At 72.2% G+C, this 18086-nt stretch carries 22 protein-coding genes; 14 read left to right on the forward strand and 8 right to left on the reverse strand.

Annotated features, from left to right (window positions below):
- Window positions 1–4: 4 nt before the first annotated feature.
- Both ACIQZO_RS02100 and ACIQZO_RS02105 read left to right on the forward strand, forming a co-directional pair.
- Window positions 5–634, forward strand: coding sequence for a TetR/AcrR family transcriptional regulator (locus ACIQZO_RS02100; RefSeq protein WP_403618623.1), 630 nt, complete (start codon window positions 5–7; stop codon window positions 632–634).
- Between the two features lie 26 nt (window positions 635–660).
- Entirely contained in the window at window positions 661–1818 is a 1158-nt protein-coding gene (locus ACIQZO_RS02105) for an acetyl-CoA C-acetyltransferase (RefSeq protein ID WP_403618626.1), read from the forward strand.
- Here the strand turns inward: ACIQZO_RS02105 and ACIQZO_RS02110 are convergent.
- Window positions 1815–2003: a hypothetical protein gene (locus tag ACIQZO_RS02110; protein ID WP_403618628.1), complete on the reverse strand. Its 189-nt coding sequence runs from the start codon at window positions 2001–2003 to the stop codon at window positions 1815–1817. The two genes, ACIQZO_RS02105 and ACIQZO_RS02110, sit on opposite strands and share 4 nt — an antisense overlap.
- A 300-nt stretch (window positions 2004–2303) precedes the next feature.
- Between ACIQZO_RS02110 and ACIQZO_RS02115 the strand changes: the two genes are divergently transcribed.
- Both ACIQZO_RS02115 and ACIQZO_RS02120 read left to right on the forward strand, forming a co-directional pair.
- A complete protein-coding gene (locus tag ACIQZO_RS02115) occupies window positions 2304–2510 on the forward strand; it encodes a cold-shock protein (RefSeq protein WP_030707191.1) in 207 nt (68 codons plus the stop codon).
- A gap of 101 nt (window positions 2511–2611) precedes the next feature.
- The gene (locus ACIQZO_RS02120; RefSeq protein WP_403618632.1) at window positions 2612–4297 is read left to right on the forward strand and encodes a DEAD/DEAH box helicase; all 1686 of its coding nucleotides are present in this window, start codon (window positions 2612–2614) and stop codon (window positions 4295–4297) included.
- Between the two features lie 68 nt (window positions 4298–4365).
- Here the strand turns inward: ACIQZO_RS02120 and ACIQZO_RS02125 are convergent, their stop codons facing one another.
- From ACIQZO_RS02125 to ACIQZO_RS02145, 5 genes are read right to left on the reverse strand one after another with little or no spacing between them, the layout of a single operon-like run.
- Window positions 4366–5295: a tyrosine-protein phosphatase gene (locus ACIQZO_RS02125; RefSeq protein ID WP_403618635.1), complete on the reverse strand. Its 930-nt coding sequence runs from the start codon at window positions 5293–5295 to the stop codon at window positions 4366–4368.
- A 30-nt stretch (window positions 5296–5325) separates the two neighbouring features.
- Window positions 5326–6408: an NAD(P)H-dependent flavin oxidoreductase gene (locus tag ACIQZO_RS02130; protein ID WP_403619219.1), complete on the reverse strand. Its 1083-nt coding sequence runs from the start codon at window positions 6406–6408 to the stop codon at window positions 5326–5328.
- Between the two features lie 22 nt (window positions 6409–6430).
- Window positions 6431–7186 carry a CoA-transferase subunit beta gene (locus tag ACIQZO_RS02135; protein WP_403618638.1) on the reverse strand — a complete coding sequence of 252 codons (756 nt, stop codon included), beginning with the start codon at window positions 7184–7186 and terminating at the stop codon, window positions 6431–6433.
- Window positions 7183–8043 (reverse strand): CoA transferase subunit A, encoded by an 861-nt coding sequence (locus ACIQZO_RS02140; protein ID WP_403618641.1) that lies wholly within the window; start codon window positions 8041–8043, stop codon window positions 7183–7185. Before ACIQZO_RS02140 ends, ACIQZO_RS02135 begins: the two co-directional genes overlap by 4 nt.
- Window positions 8040–8789 (reverse strand): enoyl-CoA hydratase family protein, encoded by a 750-nt coding sequence (locus tag ACIQZO_RS02145; RefSeq protein ID WP_403618644.1) that lies wholly within the window; start codon window positions 8787–8789, stop codon window positions 8040–8042. The genes ACIQZO_RS02140 and ACIQZO_RS02145 overlap by 4 nt, the downstream gene beginning before the upstream one ends.
- Window positions 8790–8845: 56 nt before the next feature.
- Here ACIQZO_RS02145 and ACIQZO_RS02150 point away from each other — a divergent pair, with 56 nt between their 5' ends.
- From ACIQZO_RS02150 to ACIQZO_RS02190, 9 genes are all read left to right on the forward strand, one after another.
- Entirely contained in the window at window positions 8846–9610 is a 765-nt protein-coding gene (locus ACIQZO_RS02150) for an SDR family oxidoreductase (protein WP_403618647.1), read from the forward strand.
- Between the two features lies 1 nt (window position 9611).
- Window positions 9612–10523: an SDR family oxidoreductase gene (locus ACIQZO_RS02155; RefSeq protein WP_403618649.1), complete on the forward strand. Its 912-nt coding sequence runs from the start codon at window positions 9612–9614 to the stop codon at window positions 10521–10523.
- Between the two features lie 128 nt (window positions 10524–10651).
- Complete coding sequence (locus tag ACIQZO_RS02160) at window positions 10652–11089, forward strand: VOC family protein (protein WP_403618652.1); 438 nt, start codon at window positions 10652–10654, stop codon at window positions 11087–11089.
- A 933-nt stretch (window positions 11090–12022) separates the two neighbouring features.
- On the forward strand, window positions 12023–12538 hold the full coding sequence (locus ACIQZO_RS02165; RefSeq protein ID WP_403619222.1) for a DinB family protein: 516 nt from the start codon (window positions 12023–12025) through the stop codon (window positions 12536–12538).
- Between the two features lie 250 nt (window positions 12539–12788).
- On the forward strand, window positions 12789–13589 hold the full coding sequence (locus ACIQZO_RS02170; RefSeq protein WP_403618655.1) for a maleylpyruvate isomerase family mycothiol-dependent enzyme: 801 nt from the start codon (window positions 12789–12791) through the stop codon (window positions 13587–13589).
- 46 nt (window positions 13590–13635) lie between these two features.
- Complete coding sequence (locus tag ACIQZO_RS02175) at window positions 13636–13794, forward strand: hypothetical protein (protein ID WP_403618656.1); 159 nt, start codon at window positions 13636–13638, stop codon at window positions 13792–13794.
- 16 nt (window positions 13795–13810) lie between these two features.
- The gene (locus ACIQZO_RS02180) at window positions 13811–14041 is read left to right on the forward strand and encodes a Rieske 2Fe-2S domain-containing protein (protein ID WP_403618659.1); all 231 of its coding nucleotides are present in this window, start codon (window positions 13811–13813) and stop codon (window positions 14039–14041) included.
- A complete protein-coding gene (locus tag ACIQZO_RS02185; RefSeq protein ID WP_403618662.1) occupies window positions 14034–14777 on the forward strand; it encodes a flavin reductase family protein in 744 nt (247 codons plus the stop codon). Before ACIQZO_RS02180 ends, ACIQZO_RS02185 begins: the two co-directional genes overlap by 8 nt.
- A gap of 353 nt (window positions 14778–15130) precedes the next feature.
- Window positions 15131–15283: a hypothetical protein gene (locus tag ACIQZO_RS02190; RefSeq protein WP_403618665.1), complete on the forward strand. Its 153-nt coding sequence runs from the start codon at window positions 15131–15133 to the stop codon at window positions 15281–15283.
- Window positions 15284–15331: 48 nt separating this feature from the next.
- Here ACIQZO_RS02190 and ACIQZO_RS02195 read toward each other — a convergent pair whose 3' ends face one another.
- Window positions 15332–16039: an HAD family acid phosphatase gene (locus tag ACIQZO_RS02195; RefSeq protein ID WP_403618668.1), complete on the reverse strand. Its 708-nt coding sequence runs from the start codon at window positions 16037–16039 to the stop codon at window positions 15332–15334.
- 110 nt (window positions 16040–16149) lie between these two features.
- Window positions 16150–17046 (reverse strand): hypothetical protein, encoded by an 897-nt coding sequence (locus ACIQZO_RS02200; protein WP_403618671.1) that lies wholly within the window; start codon window positions 17044–17046, stop codon window positions 16150–16152.
- Between the two features lie 176 nt (window positions 17047–17222).
- Between ACIQZO_RS02200 and ACIQZO_RS02205 the strand changes: the two genes are divergently transcribed.
- On the forward strand, window positions 17223–17975 hold the full coding sequence (locus tag ACIQZO_RS02205) for a serine protease (RefSeq protein WP_403619225.1): 753 nt from the start codon (window positions 17223–17225) through the stop codon (window positions 17973–17975).
- The last annotated feature ends 111 nt before the right edge of the window (window positions 17976–18086 follow it).

Consider the following 18086-nt stretch of genomic DNA (forward strand, 5'->3'; position numbering starts at 1 on the left):
ACGCGTGCCAACGAACAAGCCGACATCCCAGAAGAAGCCACAGGTGACGGCCTCCCCCGAACGGCGTCGTGAACTCCTCGACACCGCCGCCGAGGTCTTCGCCGCGCAGGGCTACAACGCCACCACCGTCCGCAAGATCGCCGACGCCGCCGGCATGCTCGCCGGCAGCCTCTACTACCACTTCGATTCCAAGGAATCGATGCTCGACGAGATCCTCTCGGCCTTCCTGACCGAACTGTGGGAGGGGTACGACACCGTCCTCGCCGCCGGGCTCGGCCCCAGGGAGACCATCGAGGCCCTCGTCACCGAGTCCTTCCGGGAGATCGACCGGCACCGCGCCGCCGTCGCCATCTACCAGAAGGAGTCCCGCACCCTCTCCGCCCAGCCCCGCTTCCACTACCTGTCCGACTCGCAGCAGAAATTCGAGAAGGCCTGGCTGGGGACGCTGGAGCGGGGCGTCGAGGCCGAGGTCTTCCGCGCCGACCTGGACATCCGCCTCACCTACCGCTTCGTGCGCGACACGGTGTGGGTGGCGGCGTCCTGGTACCGGCCGGGCGGACAGCACAGCCCCGAGGAGATCGCCCGCCAGTACCTGTCGATGGTGCTGGACGGGATCGCACTGCGCCCCACCTGACAGACCCGACCGTCTGAGGAGTCCCGATGCCCGAGGCCTACATAGTCGATGCGGTACGCACCCCCGTGGGGCGGCGGAAGGGCGGCTTGTCCGCCGTCCACCCGGCCGACCTGGGCGCCCACGTCCTGAAGGCACTGATCGAGCGGTCCGGGGTGGACCCGGCCGCCGTGGAGGACGTGGTGTTCGGCTGCCTCGACACGGTGGGGCCGCAGGCGGGGGACATCGCCAGGACCGCCTGGCTGGCGGCCGGCCTGCCCGAGGAGGTGCCCGGCGTCACCGTCGACCGCCAGTGCGGCTCCTCGCAGCAGGCGGTGCACTTCGCGGCGCAGGGCGTCCTGTCCGGCACCCAGGACCTGGTGGTCGCGGGCGGGACCCAGAACATGTCGATGATCCCGATCGCCTTCGCCTCGCGTCAGGCGGCGGAGCCGCTCGGCCTCACCGAGGGTCCGTTCGCGGGCTCGGCGGGCTGGCGGGCCCGGTACGGGGACGCCCCAGTGAACCAGTTCCACGGTGCCCAGCTCATCGCGCAGAAGTGGGGGATCAGCCGGCAGGACATGGAGGAGTTCGCGCTCCGCTCCCACCGGCGGGCGATCCGCGCCATCGACGAGGGCCGCTTCGCGCGCGAGACGGTGGCGTACGGGGACGTGAGCGTCGACGAGGGCCCGCGCCGGGACACGACCCTGGAGAAGATGGCCACCCTCAAGCCGGTGGTCGAGGGCGGCACCATCACGGCGGCCGTCTCCTCCCAGGTCTCGGACGGCGCGGCGGCCATGCTGATCGCCTCCGAGCGGGCGGTACGGGAACACGGCCTGCGGCCGCGCGCCCGCATCCACCACCTCTCGGTACGTGGCGAGGACCCGATCCGGATGCTGTCCGCGCCGATCCCGGCCACGGCGTACGCGCTGAAGAAGACCGGCATGTCGCTGGCCGACATCGACCTGGTGGAGATCAACGAGGCGTTCGCCCCGGTGGTGCTGGCCTGGCTGAAGGAGACCGGCGCCGACCCGGAGCGCGTCAACGTCAACGGCGGCGCGATCGCGCTGGGCCACCCGCTGGGCGCGACCGGGGTGAAGCTGATGACCACCCTCCTCCACGAGCTGGAACGCACCGGCGGCCGGTTCGGCCTCCAGACGATGTGCGAGGGCGGCGGCCAGGCCAACGTGACGATCATCGAACGGCTCTAGGCCCCGCCCCGGTCCCGGTCTCCGCCCGTGCGGAGGCCGTGGCTGTGGCCGCCCATCGACTCCGGATCGACGTCCTCGATGTGGATGACCGGCCCGAGCCGCACCCCGCACGCCTGCGCGCACACCGAGCCCCCAGGGGCCGACCCGAAGGGGTGAATCTTTTCGCCGAGGGCGAATCGGTCCACCGGCTCGGGGGGATAGCCCGCGCGGGACCGGACCGCCCACGACCCAAGCGGGACAGGGCCTCCGGCCCCGCCGGCCACCCCTGTCGCACCGGCCGGCACACCGCAGGCCGCCGACCGGAGGGCGCAGGTCACACCCTCGGTCCTGCGCTCCCCGACCGAGGGTGTGCTAGCTTAGAGCTCGTTGCAGTTGTGGTACCCATGAACTTTATGTGCGCCTGACGGGAATGCTCCGCAGGCGCTTTTATTGTTTTGCCGGAATCTCCGGATGGGGCCCTTTGCCGCCTATTCAGGAGATTTAAAATGGCACTTGGCACCGTGAAGTGGTTCAACTCGGAAAAGGGCTTCGGCTTCATCGAGCAGGACGGTGGCGGCCCGGACGTCTTCGCCCACTACTCGAACATCGCCACCCAGGGCTTCCGTGAGCTCCAGGAGGGCCAGCGCGTGTCCTTCGACGTCACCCAGGGCCAGAAGGGCCCCCAGGCGGAGAACATCCTCCCCGCCAACTAAGTACTTCAGCTCGCCGGGGTCCGCACCGTGAGGTGCGGGCCCCGGCTTGTCTGCTGTTTCGACCTTTGTTTTACCTGCCGGTTTCAGGAGGGCTTTCTCGCATGACCAGCTCCAGCTCCGCACGACCCAGCCGCCGCCCCACCCGGGGTCGAGGTGCGGCCCAGGGGCGTCCGAAGTCTGGCGCGGGACGGCAGAAGTCCGCGCCCGTTGCCCGGCCCCAGGAATTCACCATGCCCGAGCCGATCGCCCCGGCGCTGCCGCCGGTCGAGTCGTTCGGGGACATGGACATGCCCGAGGCGTTGCTGAAGACCCTCGCCGCCCAGGGTGTCACCGAGCCGTTCCCGATCCAGGCCGCGACGCTGCCGAACTCCCTCGTCGGCCGTGACCTGCTCGGCCGCGGCCGCACCGGCTCCGGCAAGACGCTGGCCTTCGGCCTGGCGCTGCTGGCCCGTACCGCCGGCCGCCGCGCGCAGCCGAAGGCGCCGCTCGCGCTGGTCCTCGTACCCACCCGTGAGCTCGCGCAGCAGGTCACCGACGCCCTGGCCCCGTACGCCACGGCCGTGAACCTGCGCATCGCGACCGTCGTCGGCGGCATGTCGATCAACCGGCAGTCGGGCGCCCTGCGCCGCGGCGCCGAGGTGCTCGTCGCCACCCCCGGCCGCCTGAAGGACCTCATCGACCGCGGTGACGCCGACCTCTCGCAGGTCTCGATCACCGTCCTCGACGAGGCCGACCAGATGACCGACATGGGCTTCATGCCGCAGGTCACTGCGCTGCTCAAGCAGGTCGAGGCCGGCGGCCAGCGGATGCTGTTCTCCGCGACGCTGGACAAGAACATCGACAAGCTCGTCAAGATGTTCCTGACCGACCCGGTCGGCCACTCCGTCGACCCGTCGGCCGGTGCGGTCACCACCATGGAGCACCACGTCCTGTACGTCATGGACGAGACCGACAAGAAGGCCGTGGCGACGCGTATAGCCGCTCGCGACGGCCGGGTGATCATGTTCGTCGACACCAAGCGCGCGGTCGACCGCATGGTCAAGAAGCTGCTCGCCGACGGCGTACGCGCCTCCGGCCTGCACGGCGGCCGCTCCCAGCCGCAGCGCAACCGCACCCTGGACTGGTTCAAGACGGGCGAGGTCACCGCGCTGGTCGCCACCAACGTCGCGGCGCGCGGCATCCACATCGACGACCTCGACCTCGTCGTCAACGTGGACCCGCCCACCGACCACAAGGACTACCTGCACCGCGGCGGCCGTACCGCCCGTGCCGGCGAGTCCGGCAGCGTGGTCACCCTGGTCCTGCCCGACCAGAAGCGGGACATGACCCGTCTGATGTCGGACGCCGGGATCTCCCCGCGCACCGCGCAGATCAAGTCCTCCGACGAGGAACTGGCCCGGCTGACCGGCGCCAAGGAGCCCTCGGGCATCCCGGTGGTGCTGGAGGTTCCGCAGGCCACCGCGCCCAAGCCGCGCTCCGGCTCCGGTACGGGCTCCGGCTCACGCCGTCGCTCGGGCGGCGGGGCACGCACCGGTGCCGCCACGGGCGGCGCTCCGGCGGCCGGCGGCCGCGCCCGCCGTTCCGGCGGGGGTGCCTCCGGGCAGGCCCCGGCGGCCTCCGGCTCGGGCCAGGCCCGTCGCGGCGGCCAGGGCGGCGGCGCCGGAGCCACCGGCTCCGGCGAGCGCGGCCGACGCGGGACCGGTGGCTCCGGCGGTGGCGGCGCCGCCGCGGCCTCCGCGCGCAGCCGGGTCGGCACCGGGGGCCAGGGCCGCCGCCGGGCGGTCTGACCCACCCCGTACACGAGCACCACGACGCCGGGCAGCGCGGGAAGCGCTGCCCGGCGTCGTGCTGTCCGCTACCGGACCATCCGGTCCTGCAGCTTCGCGAGCGTCCGCAGGTCCAGGCCGAGGCCCTGCGTCAGGTAGCCGTAGAAGCTGCCGTAGTCGGCCTCCATTTGCGCCGTCGCCGAGTCCAGGTAGTCCTGGCGGACCTCCTGGAGCGGGATCAGCAGGTCCGGGTTCTGCATCCGCCCCGACTGCCCCAGGCCCGCCCGCACCTGGGCGTCGTAGGCGGCGCGGAAGGTGTTCGACGCCAGGTAGTCGCGCTCCGCGGTGTCCTCGGGGACGGCCAGTGCGCGCAGCAGGACGTAACTCATCCAGCCGGTCCGGTCCTTGCCGGACGTGCAGTGGTACAGCACCGGGCCCTGCCGGCCGTCGGCGATCTCCCGCAGCGTCGCCGCGAACTGCGCCCGGTTCTCGGGGCTGCTCACGAAGGTGCGGTAGATGTCGCGCATGTAGGCCTCGGCGCGGCCGCCGCCGAGCATCTGCTCCTGGGTGACGGGATCGCCGCTGCCGATCGCGCCGACGAGGGTGCCGTAGAGGCCGAGGTCGCTGACCGGGCGCGAGGTGGGGGAGAGCCCAGCGGGCAGCCGGTCGGCGCCGTCGTACTGGAGCTCCATCGGAATGCGGAAATCGACGACCTTCTTGAGGCCCAGACCGGCGACGGTGGTGACGTCGGCCGCGGTCAGCTTGCTCAGTGCGTCGGAGCGGTAGACCAGTCCCTGGCGGACCTGACCGCCGGTCCAGGTGCGGTAGCCGCCGATGTCCCGGACGTTGACGGCGCCCTGGAGGGGAATCTGGCGAATCGTTTCGGCCTGCTGCTGGTGGTGCCGGGCGCTGACCCCGGCTCCGGGTGCCGTCGCCGCGTACGCGGAGGCGGGCAGGATTCCGACGGCGAGAGCGGCGGCGGCCGCCGCGGTCGCCAGACGGATTCGGGCACGGCTCATATGGGCAACTCCTGTGACGGAGAAGGGGGATCACCCTGGTGGTGGCGGGGTGCGGAGCGAGTGCAGTGCTTCGAGTGCTGCGATTGCCTGTTGTGCCTCGGCCATGACGCGGGAGACGAGCTCCGCGCAGGACGGGAGATCGTCGATCACCCCCGCGACCTGGCCCGATGCCATGACACCGAGATCCGTACGGCCCTCGACCATGGACGCCTTGAGGAGCATGGGGGTGTTCGCGGCGAGCAGTACCTGGCTCCAGGACAGGTCCTTGCCGTGTTTCATCGCGAGGCCGTCGCGAACCATCTGCGACCAGCTCAGACCGGACAGCTTCCGGAAGCCGGCCGCGTGCCGCACCGCCCTGACCAGCGCCCGGGTGCGGCCCGCCCGCTCCAGGGAGTCGACCAGCTCCGTACGGAGCATGCGGTGCGGCAGCCCGTCGACGGCCGTGGTGACGGTGACGTCCTTGACGGTGGCCCGCAGGTACTCGGCCTTCACGGCGTCCGGGACGGTGGAGTCCGAGGTCAGCAGGAACCGGGTGCCCATGGCGATGCCCGCGGCCCCGTAGGACAGTGCGGCGACCAGGCCGCGCCCGTCGCTGAAGCCGCCCGCCGCGATCACCGGGATGTCCACGGCGTCCACGACCTGCGGCAGCAGCACCGTCGTGGCCACGTCTCCCGTGTGACCGCCGCCCTCGCCGCCCTGCACGATCACCGCATCGGCGCCCCACGCGGCCACCTTCTCGGCGTGCCGCCGGGCCCCGACCGACGGGATGACGACCACGCCCGCGTCCTTGAGCCGCCCGATCAGCTCCTTGGAGGGCGCGAGCGCGAACGAGGCGACCCGCACCCCCTCGTCGATGATCAGCTGCGCGCGCTCGGCCGCGTCCCCGGCGTCCGCCCGCAGATTGACCCCGAACGGAGTCCCCCCGGGCGTACGGGACTTCACCTCGCGGACCGCCGCACGCAGCTGGTCCAGGGTCATCGTGGCCGAGGCCAGGATGCCCAGCGCCCCCGCGTTGGCCGCGCCCGAGACCAGGCGGGGGCCGGCGACCCAGCCCATGCCCGTCTGCACGACGGGGTGCTCGACCCCGACCAGCTCGGTGAAGGCCGTCCGTATCGTCATCGTCCTCGCCATCGCCTCAGAACCGCACTTCGCGCTCGCGCAGCCCCTTGGGGTCGATCACCTCGCGGATCAGCCGCAGCTCCTCGGCGGTCGGCTCCCGTGTGCAGGGGACCTCGCCGGTGACCGCCGGCGCGAAGCCGGTGGCCGCCATGACGTCCTCGACGGTGACGCCGGGGTGCACGGAGGCCAGGCGCATCGCATGGCCGGGCCCGGCGAAATCGAAGACGCCGAGGTCGCTGACCACCCGGGGCAGGTGGTGGAAACGGGTCACGCCGGCCGCCTCCGCACGGTCGTAGCCGACGCCGCTGACCATGTCGACGCGCTCGACGAAGACCCGGGTGGAGTGCTTGGGTACCCAGTAACTGACCGGGTTGTTGAGGGTGTTGACGGGCGCGCCGCGCACCCCGAGCAGCTGGCGGGACGGCCGCTCCCAGTCTCCGATGCAGGAGATGTTCTGGTTGCCGAACCGGTCGATCTGGCTGGCGCCCATCATCACGTGCCGCCGGCCGCCGGTGACCATCGTCAGGTGGCGCCGGTACGGGAGCCAGCCCTCGGCCGTCCCGTCGAGCCCCACGAGCATCGCCTCGCCGTCGGTCAGCAGCAGATCGGGGGAGAAGGTGCGCTTCGCGAGCCGGGCCCCGAAGGAGGGGATCAGACCCATCGGACTGGCGAGCACCTCGCCGTTGTCGCGCCAGGCCTCGGCGCACGCGATCACGCAGTACTCGGCGCGCGAGACGGTGCGGGAGGCGGTGGTGGTGTCGGCGGTCGTCACTGCTGCTCCTCGTGCCAGGTCCGGACGGCCCGCTGGTAGTCGTGCTCGCCCGCCCCGGAAAGGAAGCGGTCGGCGAACTCGGTCCACGGGGTGGTCGCGTACAGCTTCTGGAAGGCCTCGTCGCGGTCGTAGTCGGGTGCGCAGGAGGTGAAGTGCGCGCCGTTCGGGCTCTCCACGACTCCGGTGACGCAGTGGCGGCTGACCAGGAGGGACTGCGGGGGGCCCGCCTTGGCGAGCTCGGCGGTCTCGACGATCTGCTCGCAGGAGACGTAGGCGGCGTCGGCGGCCTCGCAGAACAGGTCGTCGAAGTACGGGTCCGGGCCCAGGTACTGGGCGTTGCCCAGGCGGTCGGCGCGGTTCAGGTGCACCAGGGCGGCGTCCATGCGCAGGGCCGGGACGGCGACGAGCTCCTCGCCGTCGGCGTAGGGGGAGGTGACCGTACGCAGTTCCGGATTGACCCGCATCACGTCGGAGCCGAGACCGGCCCGGACGGGGAGGAAGGGGAGCCGGTTGGCGGCGGCGTGCAGGCCCCACATGAACATGGCCTCGTCGAGCTCGGTGAGGGTGAAGGCCGCGCGCTCGCGGGCGGCACGGAAATGGGGCTCCAGCGGGATGGAGTCGAGGGTGACGAAGGGGGCGACCAGTCTGCGGATCCGGCCGGCAGCGGCCAGCAGGCCGACGTCGGGGCCCCCGTAGGAGATCACGGTCAGATCGGTGATCCCGGAGCGGAGCAGTGCTCGCACCAGCGCCATGGGCTTGCGCCGGGACCCCCAGCCGCCGATGCCGATGGTCATGCCGCTGTGCAGCTGCCCGACCACCTCTTCGGGGGTCAGTACCTTGTCTGCCCTGCCGCTCATGCGCGCTCTCCCTTCCCGAAGGTGTCGCGGACCCGGTCGGCCACCCCGCTGAGGTTGGCCTCGAAGGTGAAGCCCTGCTCGAAGCGGTAGCTGCGGCGCACGTCCACGGGGTCGATCCCGTTGATGGCCGCCTTCGCGAGCCGGATCAGGTAGCCGTCCTTCCGCGCGATCTCGGCGGCCAGCTCCAGGGCGGCGGAGCGCAGTTCCGTGCGAAGGACCACCTTCCAGACCGAGCCGTGCGCGTGCAGTTCGGCGGCGGTCGCGGTGCGCGAGGTGTAGTACAGCGCGCGCATCAGGTGCTGCGGGACCAGCCGGGCCAGGTGGGTGGCGGCACCGAGCGCGCCCCGGTCCAGCTCGGGCAGTCCGAAGGTGGCGTCGTCGGAAGCGACGATCGCGTCGGCGTTGCCGACCAGTCCGATGCCGCCGCCCAGGCAGAACCCGTTCACGGCCGCGACCACCGGCACCTCGCACTCGTACACGGCGGCGAAGGCCTCGTAGCAGCCCCGGTTGGCGCCGATGAGGGCGGCGTGGCCGGTGTCGCGCTGCATCTCCTTGATGTCGACGCCGGCGTTGAAGCCGCGGCCCTCGGCGGCGAGTACGACGCACCGGACCTCCGGGTCGCGACCCGCGGCCCGCAGCGCGTCGGCCAGGTCGTACCAGCCCTGCACCGGCAGCGCGTTGACGGGTGGGAAGTCGACTGTGACGAGTGCGATGCCCTTGTCCGGGCTTGAGGTGGAGACACCCATGAGTGGATCAGCTACCTTTCCACCAAACATTTGTTAGGTGAGGAAGGTAGCAGCCTATGGAGCTCGACGGGAGGGTTGTCGTCGTCACCGGAGGAACCCGGGGCGTCGGCGCCGGAATCGCCCGGTCGTTCCTCGCGGCCGGCGCGGACGTGGTCGTCTGCGCCCGGCGGCCGCCGCGGGAAGAGGTGTCGGCGGACGGCCGCAAGGCCGCCTACAGCCCGGTCGACCTGCGCGACCCCGCCGCCGTGCACGACTTCTTCGGCGCGGTCGCCGCCCGCCACGGGCGGCTCGACTGCCTGGTCAACAACGCGGGCGGGACCCCGTACCGGCTGCTGGGCGAGGGCGAGGCGCAGCGCCACGCGCGCGTCGTCGAACTCAACCTGCTCGCGCCGATGACCGCCTCACTGGCGGCGTACCCCTGGCTGCGCGAGGCGCGCGGCTCGGTGGTCATGATCGGCAGTGTCAGCGGGACCCGCCCCTCGCCGGGGACGGCGGCGTACGGAGCCGCCAAGGCGGGGCTGGAGAACCTGGCCCGCTCCATGGCCGTCGAATGGGCCCCCGACGTACGGGTCAACTCGCTCGTCCTGGGCATGGTGCGGACCGAACTGGCCCACCTGCACTACGGCGACGAGGCCGGCATCGCGGCGGTCGGCGCCACCGTCCCGCTGGGGCGGCTCGCGGAACCCTCGGACGTGGGCTCAGCGGCGGTGTTCCTGGCCTCGGACCGGGCGGCGTACGTCAGCGGGGCGAGCCTGCTCGTGCACGGCGGCGGCGAGCGCCCGGCATTCCTGGATGCGGCAACTGTCAACAAGGAGAGCTGAGATGGCGGGACTGTGCGAGGACCGGGTCGTGATCGTGACGGGCGCGGGGCGGGGGCTGGGGCGCGCCCATGCGCTGGCCTTCGCGGAGCAGGGGGCGAAAGTCGTCGTGAACGACCTCGGGGTCGGACTGGACGGGCTGCCCGGGCCGGACAGCCCGGCGGCGCAGGTGGCCCGGGAGATCGAGGCACTGGGCGGGCGGGCGGTGGCGCACGGCGGGGACATCGCGACCGCGCAGGGCGCCGCCTCGCTGGTTGCGGCGGCCGTGGAGACCTTCGGCCGCCTGGACACCCTCGTCAACAACGCGGGGTTCCTGCGGGACCGGATGCTGGTCAACCTGGACGAGGACGACTGGGACGCGGTCATGCGGGTGCACCTGAAGGGCCACTTCCTGCCGTTGCGCTCGGCGGCCGCATGGTGGCGGGCCGAGGCGAAGGCGGGTCGGCCGGTGGCGGCCCGGGTCGTCAACACCTCTTCCGGGGCCGGGCTGCTGGGCTCCGTCGGCCAGGGCAACTACAGCGCGGCCAAGGCGGGGATCCTCGGCCTGACGATGGTCGCGGCCGAGGAGATGGGCCGCTACGGCGTCCAGGTCAACGCCATCGCCCCGGCCGCGCGGACCCGGATGACGGAGCGGACCTTCGCCGAGACCATGGCCGCACCCGAGGAGGGCGGCTTCGACGCGATGGCCCCGGAGAACGTGTCCCCGCTGGTGGTATGGCTGGGCGCGGACGCCTCGGCGGGGGTCACGGGCCGCGTCTTCGAGACCGAGGGCGGCCGGATCACCGTCATGGAGGGCTGGCGGCCGGGCCCCACGGCGGACCGCGGAGCGCGGTGGACCCCGGCGGAGGCGGGGGAGGCCGCCTTGAAGCTCCTCGCGTCGGCGCGGGCACCGCTGCCGGTGTACGGGGCGCGCTGACCCGGCGCGGGATCGGCGGGTACGGCACGGGCCCGACCCGGTCAGGCCCGGATCCGGCCCGATCGACAAGTGACCCCCTAGGGTTTCTGGTCCGGGAGGACCGGAGAGCGAAGGGACAGGACCCAGCGATGACCATCACGCCGAGCCCGCAGAAGATCACCACGTTTCTGATGTTCGAGGGGCGCGCGGAGGAGGCGATGACCTTCTACCTCTCACTGTTCGACGACGCCGAGGTGCTCGGCATCAGCCGCTACGGCGCCGACGACGCCGGAGCCGGGGAGGAGGGCAAGGTACGCCACGCCGCCTTCTCCCTGGCCGGGCAGACCTTCATGTGCATCGACAGCTCGGTCACGCACGAGTTCGGCTTCACGCCCGCCGTCTCGCTCTACATCCAGTGCGACAGCGAGGCCGAGATCGAGCGCCTCTACGCGGCCCTCTCCGAGCAGGGCACCGAGCTGATGCCGATCGGCTCGTACGGGTTCAGCACCCGGTTCGGCTGGGTGAACGACCGCTTCGGCGTCTCCTGGCAGCTGAACCTGCCGGGCGAGGCCGCGCCGGGGCAGTGACCGTGCCCGGGCGCTGAGCCCCGGGGGCGCCCACGGCCCGGTGCGCCCCCCGGGCCGGCCGTCGCGGCACGCCCCCGGCGGTCGCCGGCCTTGGGGCACCGCGGTACAGCCGTTAACGCGGTACCTGGACAGCGAGGTGGTCTCGGCCGAGGAGGTGGCCGCGCTGCTGAAGCGGCGGGGACTGCTGGATCGGACCTGGCCCTGGGTGCGGGGGCGCGATGGCGCGAGTGGGCTACCGTGCTGCTGCCCGAGATCAGGCTGTGGCCCGGGATGCAGGGTGGCAGCGCCGAGTTCGAGGTGCAGGCGTGCGCGAAGTACGGCAAGGCCCGCACCCTCTACGTCCCCGAAGACTCTGCCGCGTCCGCCGACCTGTTCTGCATCCTCGAACGTCCGGACATCGTCCGCGCCGCCGCCAGGACCCTGGAGCGCAAGGCCCGTGACCTGTTCGTCGTTGCCAGCGTCGACGTCGCCGGCGGTGTGGTGCGCGGAACGCTGGATGGCGTCAACCGCGCATTCCGTATGTCGGCCATGCCCGCCAAGCTGCGGCGGATCACGGTCTACGAGGGCGAGTTCGGCCTGGAGGCTCTCACCTTGTTCGTCTGCCGGGGCGGGCTGATGCCCGGGGCGGACGCCTGGAAGGGGTACGGGCACCGGGCCTGGGAGTGGATGACCGCCCTCGCCGTCTCCACCGCGCCGCACCTGCCCGTGGAGAACAAGCTCAAGGCCGCTGCCACCGCGATCGCTGCCCTCCACCACGACGACGAAGCCCTCCGCCAGCAGCTCGCCAGGGACGTCTCAACCACCGTCATCCCGATCCGGCCCCGCCGGGGCCGTCAGCCCCGCTCCGTCCCCAACCGTGACCAAGATCGTAAATCGCGGAAGAGCCCGTCATCCAGGTGCCCCCTCCCGACCGCCCTGGTAGCGTGCGCCGGCATGTCATCGGAACTGGAACGCCCCCCGCTCCAAGCGGACGAACGCATCGCGCTCATCGGCTGGCTGGACCTGCAGCGGCAGATCCTGCGCTGGAAATGCGAAGGGCTGAGCGACGAGGACGCGTGCCGCCCGGTCATCCCGACCTCACCGGCCATGACGATGGCCGGTCTCATCTCCCACATGCGCTGGACCGAGCACATGTGGCTGGAAGTGCTGTTTCTCGGCGGCGACAAGAAGCAGAACCCCGCATTCGACGAGTCAAGCAAGAACGCCGACTGGCACACCGACGGCCGCCCCCTCGCAGAGCTCCTCGCGGAGTACGAGGCCCAGTGCGCCCGCAGCAACGAGATCGTCGCCGCGGCCGACCTGGACGACACCGGTCGCCACCCCGACTTCCGCGACGGCAGCGCCAACCTCCGCTGGATACTGATCCACCTCGTCGAGGAGACGGGGCGACACGCAGGGCACGCGGACATCGTCCGGGAGCTACTCGACGGCACGAAGGGCTACTACTAGCGCAGCTCCGCGAAGGGGGCCCTTCCCTCAGGAGCCAGGCCAACATGCCTCACGACCAATGCGGGAGAGCCCGTTACTGGTGGGGTCCGGCGGCACGTCGCCCCCGGTGAGGCGGTCCCGCTCCACCTGTAGGCGGTCGCGTTCGCTGGTCACCCGAGCGGTGGGAGGCGTGGACGTCCGCAATGGCCAACCGGCCGCGACTGTGAAAATCGCTGTCCGATCACCCGAGTACGGTGATAGACATTCCGGCGTGGAAAAAAATCTTGTGTTTCCTGACCTGCTGGGACTCATCGACGAACGGTCGGCCGCCTTCCGCGCCGCGGTCGCCGCCGCGCCCAGTCTCGACGCACAGGTGCCGACCTGCCCCGGGTGGACGCTGTTCGATCTGGTGAAGCACCTGGGTGGGGGAGACCGTTTCTGGGCCGCCATCGTCGGCGCGGGGCCTGCCGACGCTCCCCTGGCCGAGGCCGCCGCTGCGCGCGCCGCTCTGGAACTGCCCCGGGAGCCTGAGGTCCTGCTGGCCTGGCTGGCCGCGTCGACGGAGCTTCTGCTGAGCACCCTGCGCGAGGCAGGACCGGAGAGCGGTAGCTGGACGTGGTGGCCTGCGTCGCAGTCACCGCAAACCTCCGGCGGTATCGCCCGGCACCGGGTCCAGGAGAGCGCAGTGCACACCTACGACGTTCAGCTCGCCGCGGGCGCCCCGCAGCCGCTGCCGGCCGAGGTCGCACTCGACGGTGTCGAGGAGTTCCTGTTCACCGTCTGCGCAACGCCGAGTGCCTGGCCGCACAAGCCCACGGCCTTCGACTTCCACGCCGCCGAGGGCCGCTCCTGGCGCCTCACGGTCGACGGCGACGGCGCACGCTCCACCCGCATCCCCGCGCCCACTGCCGCGACCGGCCAGGACTCGGACGCAGCCGGCGCCTCCATCCATGGCACGGCCAGTGAGTTGGTCCTCTACTTGTACGACCGTATCCAGGCCGCCTCCTTGCACGTTGACGGAGACGCAGGGCTGCTCGACCTGCTCCGCGCCTGGGAGCCGGAGGAGAAGTAGGACGTAGCGGCCCGGCCGGCTGCTGTTCGCGTTCTTCGCCGCGATAATGGCCGAGACCGAGCGGGAGAACATCCGGGAGTCCACCCTCGAAGGCCTCGATACCGCCGCCCGCTCCTTCGAGGACGGCGCCCCGCACGAGGTCGAGGCCTTCGGCACCCGGCTCGTCGTCTTCCGCGGCGCGGACACGGGCGACCTGCACGCCTGAACGCCTACTGCCCCACATGGGCGGCAACCTCGCCCACGGCACCGTCAAGGGCGACACCCTCGCCTGCCCCTTCCACGACTGGCGTTGGTCCGGCAACGGCCGCTGCGCCGCGATCCCCTACGCCCGCCGCGTCCCGCCGCGCGCCCGCACCCGCGCCTGGACCGCCCTGGAGCGCAACGGCCAGCTCTACGTCTGGCACGACGAGGCCGTCCGGGACGGCGTCCTGGAGGTGCCCGCCGATGCCTGACAGCGGCCTCCGGGAACAGGACCGCGCTCCTGCGCCGGCCCCTGCGCCGGCCCGTGCGGCCGCGCTCCCGGGCGCGGCCCCGGCTCCGCCGCCGGGCGGAGCAGCCACCGCACTGCGGGTCCGCGTCCGGGAACGCGTCCAGGAGACCCCCGAAGCGGTCTCCCTCCTGGACGCGGAACTCTCCTACAGCCCCGGCCAGTTCCTGACCGTACGGATACCGGGAGGCGCGGCCAGCTGCTACTCCCTGGCGAGCTCCCCGCACACCGGGGAGCCGATGCGGATCACCGTCAAGCGGGTGCCCGGCGGCTCGGCTCCGGCTGGATCTGCGAGGAGGTGGCCGCCGGGGACGCGCTGCGCCGCGCCGGGGCGGCGCAGCGCGCGATCCACCGCGAGCGGTACTTCTCGCTGGGCGCGGACGTCTTCGCGAGAGCCGACCCGCCCCGCGCCAACCGGGGCCCGTGCCACCGTGGAGGTGGAGCTCGACGGGACCGTGCACACCGTGCCCTGGTCCGGCGGCGCCCCGCTGCTCGACGCCCTGCTCGCCGCCGGGCCGTCGGCCCCGTACTCCTGCCGGGAGGGCGCCTGCAGCGCCTGCTGCTGCCGCCTCGTCGAGGGCGAGGCGGAGTTGGAGCGCAACGAGGTCCTGGACCGGGCCGACCTCACCGAGGGCTACATCCTGGCCTGCCAGGCACGACGCCTCGGCGACGACCGGGTGCGGATCACCTACGAGGGCTGAAACGGCGTGGCACGGAAGCGGGCCCGGCCCCCTGGCGAGGGGTCGGGCCCGAGTCTTCATCGGTGCGATGTCCTATGTCTACCCGCTACATCCACTCGCTGAACCGCAACCAGCCCATCATGTTGTCCATTTCCTGCTCCGAGACCGCCGGCCGCGGCTCCCGCGGCCGCCGCCCGGCCGGCCCGCCCCGGGCCGTACAACTCCCGCCACACGGCCCGCGCGCAGGCCAGTACGGCCGGTCCCAGCCGGGCCGGTTCGCGCTCTCCGCGGCAGGAGGACACCGAGACCGCGGCCGCAGCCCCTGAGCCAGGACGTGGTCCACCGCGCCCGGATGGCCGGAAGCCAGGATCGCCTTGCCGGCGGCCGTGCAGTACGCGGCCATTCGGCCGCGGACCCGGGAGGGCGCGGGGGTGCGGGAGACCTGCCCCGGGCCGGGCGCGACGATCGGCCCGGCCATGACCTTCGGGTGGGCGGCGGCGAACGCCATCGCCGCCGAACTCGGCTGAGGGCGGCGGACTCGCACGATCCGCCGCCCCGTTCTCACCGCGCCCGGGTCAGGAGAGCTTGCCGTTGTAGTCCGGAAGCTTGACCGTGCGCTCGGCGTGACCGCCGACGAGGTCGGTCGGGCTGTTCCCGATGTTCGCGATGATCGTGTAGCCGCGCGCCTCGATCTCCGCGCGCTTGCCCGTCTTGTAGGCGCTGACCTCGTCGAACAGGTCGGGCAGGTCACGGACGTAGAGCCCGGAGATCGGGTAGCCCACGGACTTGAGGTTGCGCTCGGTGAGGGAGTGGATGATGCCGGGGCGGGCCGTGACGAAGAAGACCGCGACGCCGCGCGCGTGCGCGTACTGGGTCAGCGCGCGGACCTTGGAGATCGCGGGGGTCGGGAAGGTCCAGAACCAGTGGAAGTCCGTCTCCAGCGAGGTGTTGTCGATGTCGAGGACGAGGGCGGGCTTCTCGCCGGCGGGCGAGGCGGCGATGCGCGCCTCGATCGCGGGCCGGGCCGCGTCGATGACGGCGGCGACGTCCCGCTGCCAGGTGGCGTAGTCGATGCCGAGGATCGCCGCGTTGCCGCCGGGCGCCGAGGCGGCCGAGGCGGCCGGGGCCGCCGGGGCGGCGGATGCGGGCGCGGAGACCGGTGCGGGCGCCGGCGCGGGTGCGGCCTGGGCGGCGGTGGCCGGAATCAGCGTCGAGACGGCGGCGGCCGCGGCCACTGCGGCGGCGGCGGTACGGGGCATGCGGGTGCGGCGGGTGCTGCGCATGGGGGGCGCTCCTCGGTCACGAGTTGGCATGTACGTGACCAGAGTTGGCGAGAACCGCCCCCCTGTCTACTGGCCGGTAGGAAACTTTTTGTGGCCGCGCGATGAATGATCTAGGTGAGGCAGTCGAGGACCGTGCGGCAGAGCCCGCACCGGGCCCGCAGCCGCCCGCGCACCGCGACCCGCAGCCGCTGCGCGCACACCGGGCAGGGGAAGCTGACCCGCAACCCGGGCCCCGACCCGTCCGGTTCGAAGCGGTACCCGGATCCGTCGCCCGCGCGAGCCCCCGTACGCCGCGCCTTCGCGTACCGCCGCCGGGCCAGTGGTCCCGCGGCCGCCAGCGGCGCCCGGCGGTGGTCGCGCTCGGCGAGCGCGCGCCCGCGCACGTAGGCCTCGTAGGCCTGCGGGCTGGTGAACCAGGTGGCGGGGTCCTCGCCGAACAGGGCGGCGCGCTTGGCGAGGACGTAGCCGAACTCCTCCGGTGTGAGGTAGCCGAATCGCTGGTGGGTGAGCGCGTCCTCCCGGTAGGCGTCCAGGAGCAGCCAGCCCGCCCCCAGGTACGCGGCGGCGGTGTCGGTGAGGATCTCGTTCTCGGCGGTGCCGGGGAACCGCAGGTCCAGACGGTGCAGCAGGACGTGGGCGACCTCGTGCGACAGGGCGGCCGCGAGGTCGCGGCGGTGGGTGCGGAAGCGGTCGTTGACCTCGACGGAGTACTCGGGGCCCGAAGTCAGTTCCACGGTCGCCGCCTCCTCCATCGCCCGGAAGGAGACCACCATGCGCGCGTCGGGCAGCCGGAGCGCGCGCACCGTCGCGGCGGCCACCCGCTGGGCGCCCAGGTGCAGGTCGTCGGAGGCGTCGAAGGCGGCGTCGGCGGGGGTGATGCTCGTGCCGTACGCGCGGATCCCGTCGGCCGACAGGCGGCGGAAGAGCGCGGTGATCGAGGCGCGCACGGTCGCCAGGTGCGGAAATCCGTGCGCGATGGGGCCGTCCGGCACCCCGTTCTCCGTCATTGAGCCCTCCTTACAGCAATCCCTCGCGCTTGGACGGGAGTTGGCCGAAATTGCCTTCTTGATGTCCGTCACACTCCCGTTGTGTCATGGACCCGTCATTCACCCGATGACGCGCACGCACAGCCCAACCCCCCACGAAAGGCAGTGTGTTGACTGTGACCACCCTTGTGCAGCTCATGAAGCGCACCCTCGCCGTCGGCGCGGTCGCCCTCGCCGCCGTCAGCCTCCAGCCCGGCACCGCCACCGCCGGCCCCGCACCCGTCGTGGGCGGCACCCGCGCCGCGCAGGGCGAGTTCCCCTTCATGGTGCGCCTCTCCATGGGCTGCGGCGGCGCCCTGTACACCCAGCAGATCGTCCTCACCGCCGCCCACTGTGTGAACGGCTCCGGCAACAACACCTCCATCACCGCCACCGCCGGAGTCGTCGACCTCAACAGCGGCAGTGCCATCAAGGTCAAGTCCACCAAGGTCCTCCAGGCCCCCGGCTACAACGGCACCGGCAAGGACTGGGCCCTGATCAAGCTGGCCAAGCCCATCAACCTGCCCACCCTCAAGATCGCCGACACCAAGGCCTACGACAGCGGCACCTTCACCGTCGCCGGCTGGGGCGCTACCCGCGAGGGCGGCGGCCAGCAGCGCTACCTGATGAAGGCCACCGTCCCGTTCGTCTCCGACGCCACCTGCAAGGCCGCCTACGGCAGCTCCCTCGTCCCGAACGAGGAGATCTGCGCCGGCCTGCCCCAGGGCGGCGTCGACACCTGCCAGGGAGACTCCGGCGGCCCCATGTTCCGCCGCGACAACAACAACGCCTGGATCCAGGTCGGCATCGTCAGCTGGGGCGAGGGCTGCGCCCGGCCCAACTACCCCGGCGTCTACACCGAGGTCTCCACCTTCGCCGCCGCGATCAAGAGCGCCGCGGCAAGCATGTAGCCCCTGCGGCCCGCACCGTTCCCCGGGCCGTCCCCCTCGCCCTTCCGACCGGTCACCCACCGGCCGGAAGGGCGAGCGGCCCCACCGTGCGGTTGCGGGCCGACCCGCACA

This window comes from Streptomyces sp. NPDC097617 (genome assembly GCF_044761485.1).
In the GTDB taxonomy this organism is placed as follows: domain Bacteria; phylum Actinomycetota; class Actinomycetes; order Streptomycetales; family Streptomycetaceae; genus Streptomyces.

Excerpts from the sequence above, each read along its gene's own strand:
- ACIQZO_RS02105 (WP_403618626.1), top strand. The coding sequence starts at position 661 with ATGCCCGAGGCCTACATAGTCGATGCGGTACGCACCCCCGTGGGGCGG.
- ACIQZO_RS02115 (WP_030707191.1), top strand. The coding sequence starts at position 2,304 with ATGGCACTTGGCACCGTGAAGTGGTTCAACTCGGAAAAGGGCTTCGGC.
- ACIQZO_RS02120 (WP_403618632.1), top strand. The coding sequence starts at position 2,612 with ATGACCAGCTCCAGCTCCGCACGACCCAGCCGCCGCCCCACCCGGGGT.
- ACIQZO_RS02125 (WP_403618635.1), bottom strand. The coding sequence starts at position 5,295 with ATGAGCCGTGCCCGAATCCGTCTGGCGACCGCGGCGGCCGCCGCCGCT.
- ACIQZO_RS02140 (WP_403618641.1), bottom strand. The coding sequence starts at position 8,043 with ATGAGCGGCAGGGCAGACAAGGTACTGACCCCCGAAGAGGTGGTCGGG.
- ACIQZO_RS02145 (WP_403618644.1), bottom strand. The coding sequence starts at position 8,789 with ATGGGTGTCTCCACCTCAAGCCCGGACAAGGGCATCGCACTCGTCACA.
- ACIQZO_RS02150 (WP_403618647.1), top strand. The coding sequence starts at position 8,846 with ATGGAGCTCGACGGGAGGGTTGTCGTCGTCACCGGAGGAACCCGGGGC.
- ACIQZO_RS02155 (WP_403618649.1), top strand. The coding sequence starts at position 9,612 with ATGGCGGGACTGTGCGAGGACCGGGTCGTGATCGTGACGGGCGCGGGG.
- ACIQZO_RS02160 (WP_403618652.1), top strand. The coding sequence starts at position 10,652 with ATGACCATCACGCCGAGCCCGCAGAAGATCACCACGTTTCTGATGTTC.
- ACIQZO_RS02165 (WP_403619222.1), top strand. The coding sequence starts at position 12,023 with ATGTCATCGGAACTGGAACGCCCCCCGCTCCAAGCGGACGAACGCATC.
- ACIQZO_RS02175 (WP_403618656.1), top strand. The coding sequence starts at position 13,636 with ATGGCCGAGACCGAGCGGGAGAACATCCGGGAGTCCACCCTCGAAGGC.
- ACIQZO_RS02180 (WP_403618659.1), top strand. The coding sequence starts at position 13,811 with ATGGGCGGCAACCTCGCCCACGGCACCGTCAAGGGCGACACCCTCGCC.
- ACIQZO_RS02185 (WP_403618662.1), top strand. The coding sequence starts at position 14,034 with ATGCCTGACAGCGGCCTCCGGGAACAGGACCGCGCTCCTGCGCCGGCC.
- ACIQZO_RS02195 (WP_403618668.1), bottom strand. The coding sequence starts at position 16,039 with ATGCGCAGCACCCGCCGCACCCGCATGCCCCGTACCGCCGCCGCCGCA.
- ACIQZO_RS02200 (WP_403618671.1), bottom strand. The coding sequence starts at position 17,046 with ATGACGGAGAACGGGGTGCCGGACGGCCCCATCGCGCACGGATTTCCG.
- ACIQZO_RS02205 (WP_403619225.1), top strand. The coding sequence starts at position 17,223 with ATGAAGCGCACCCTCGCCGTCGGCGCGGTCGCCCTCGCCGCCGTCAGC.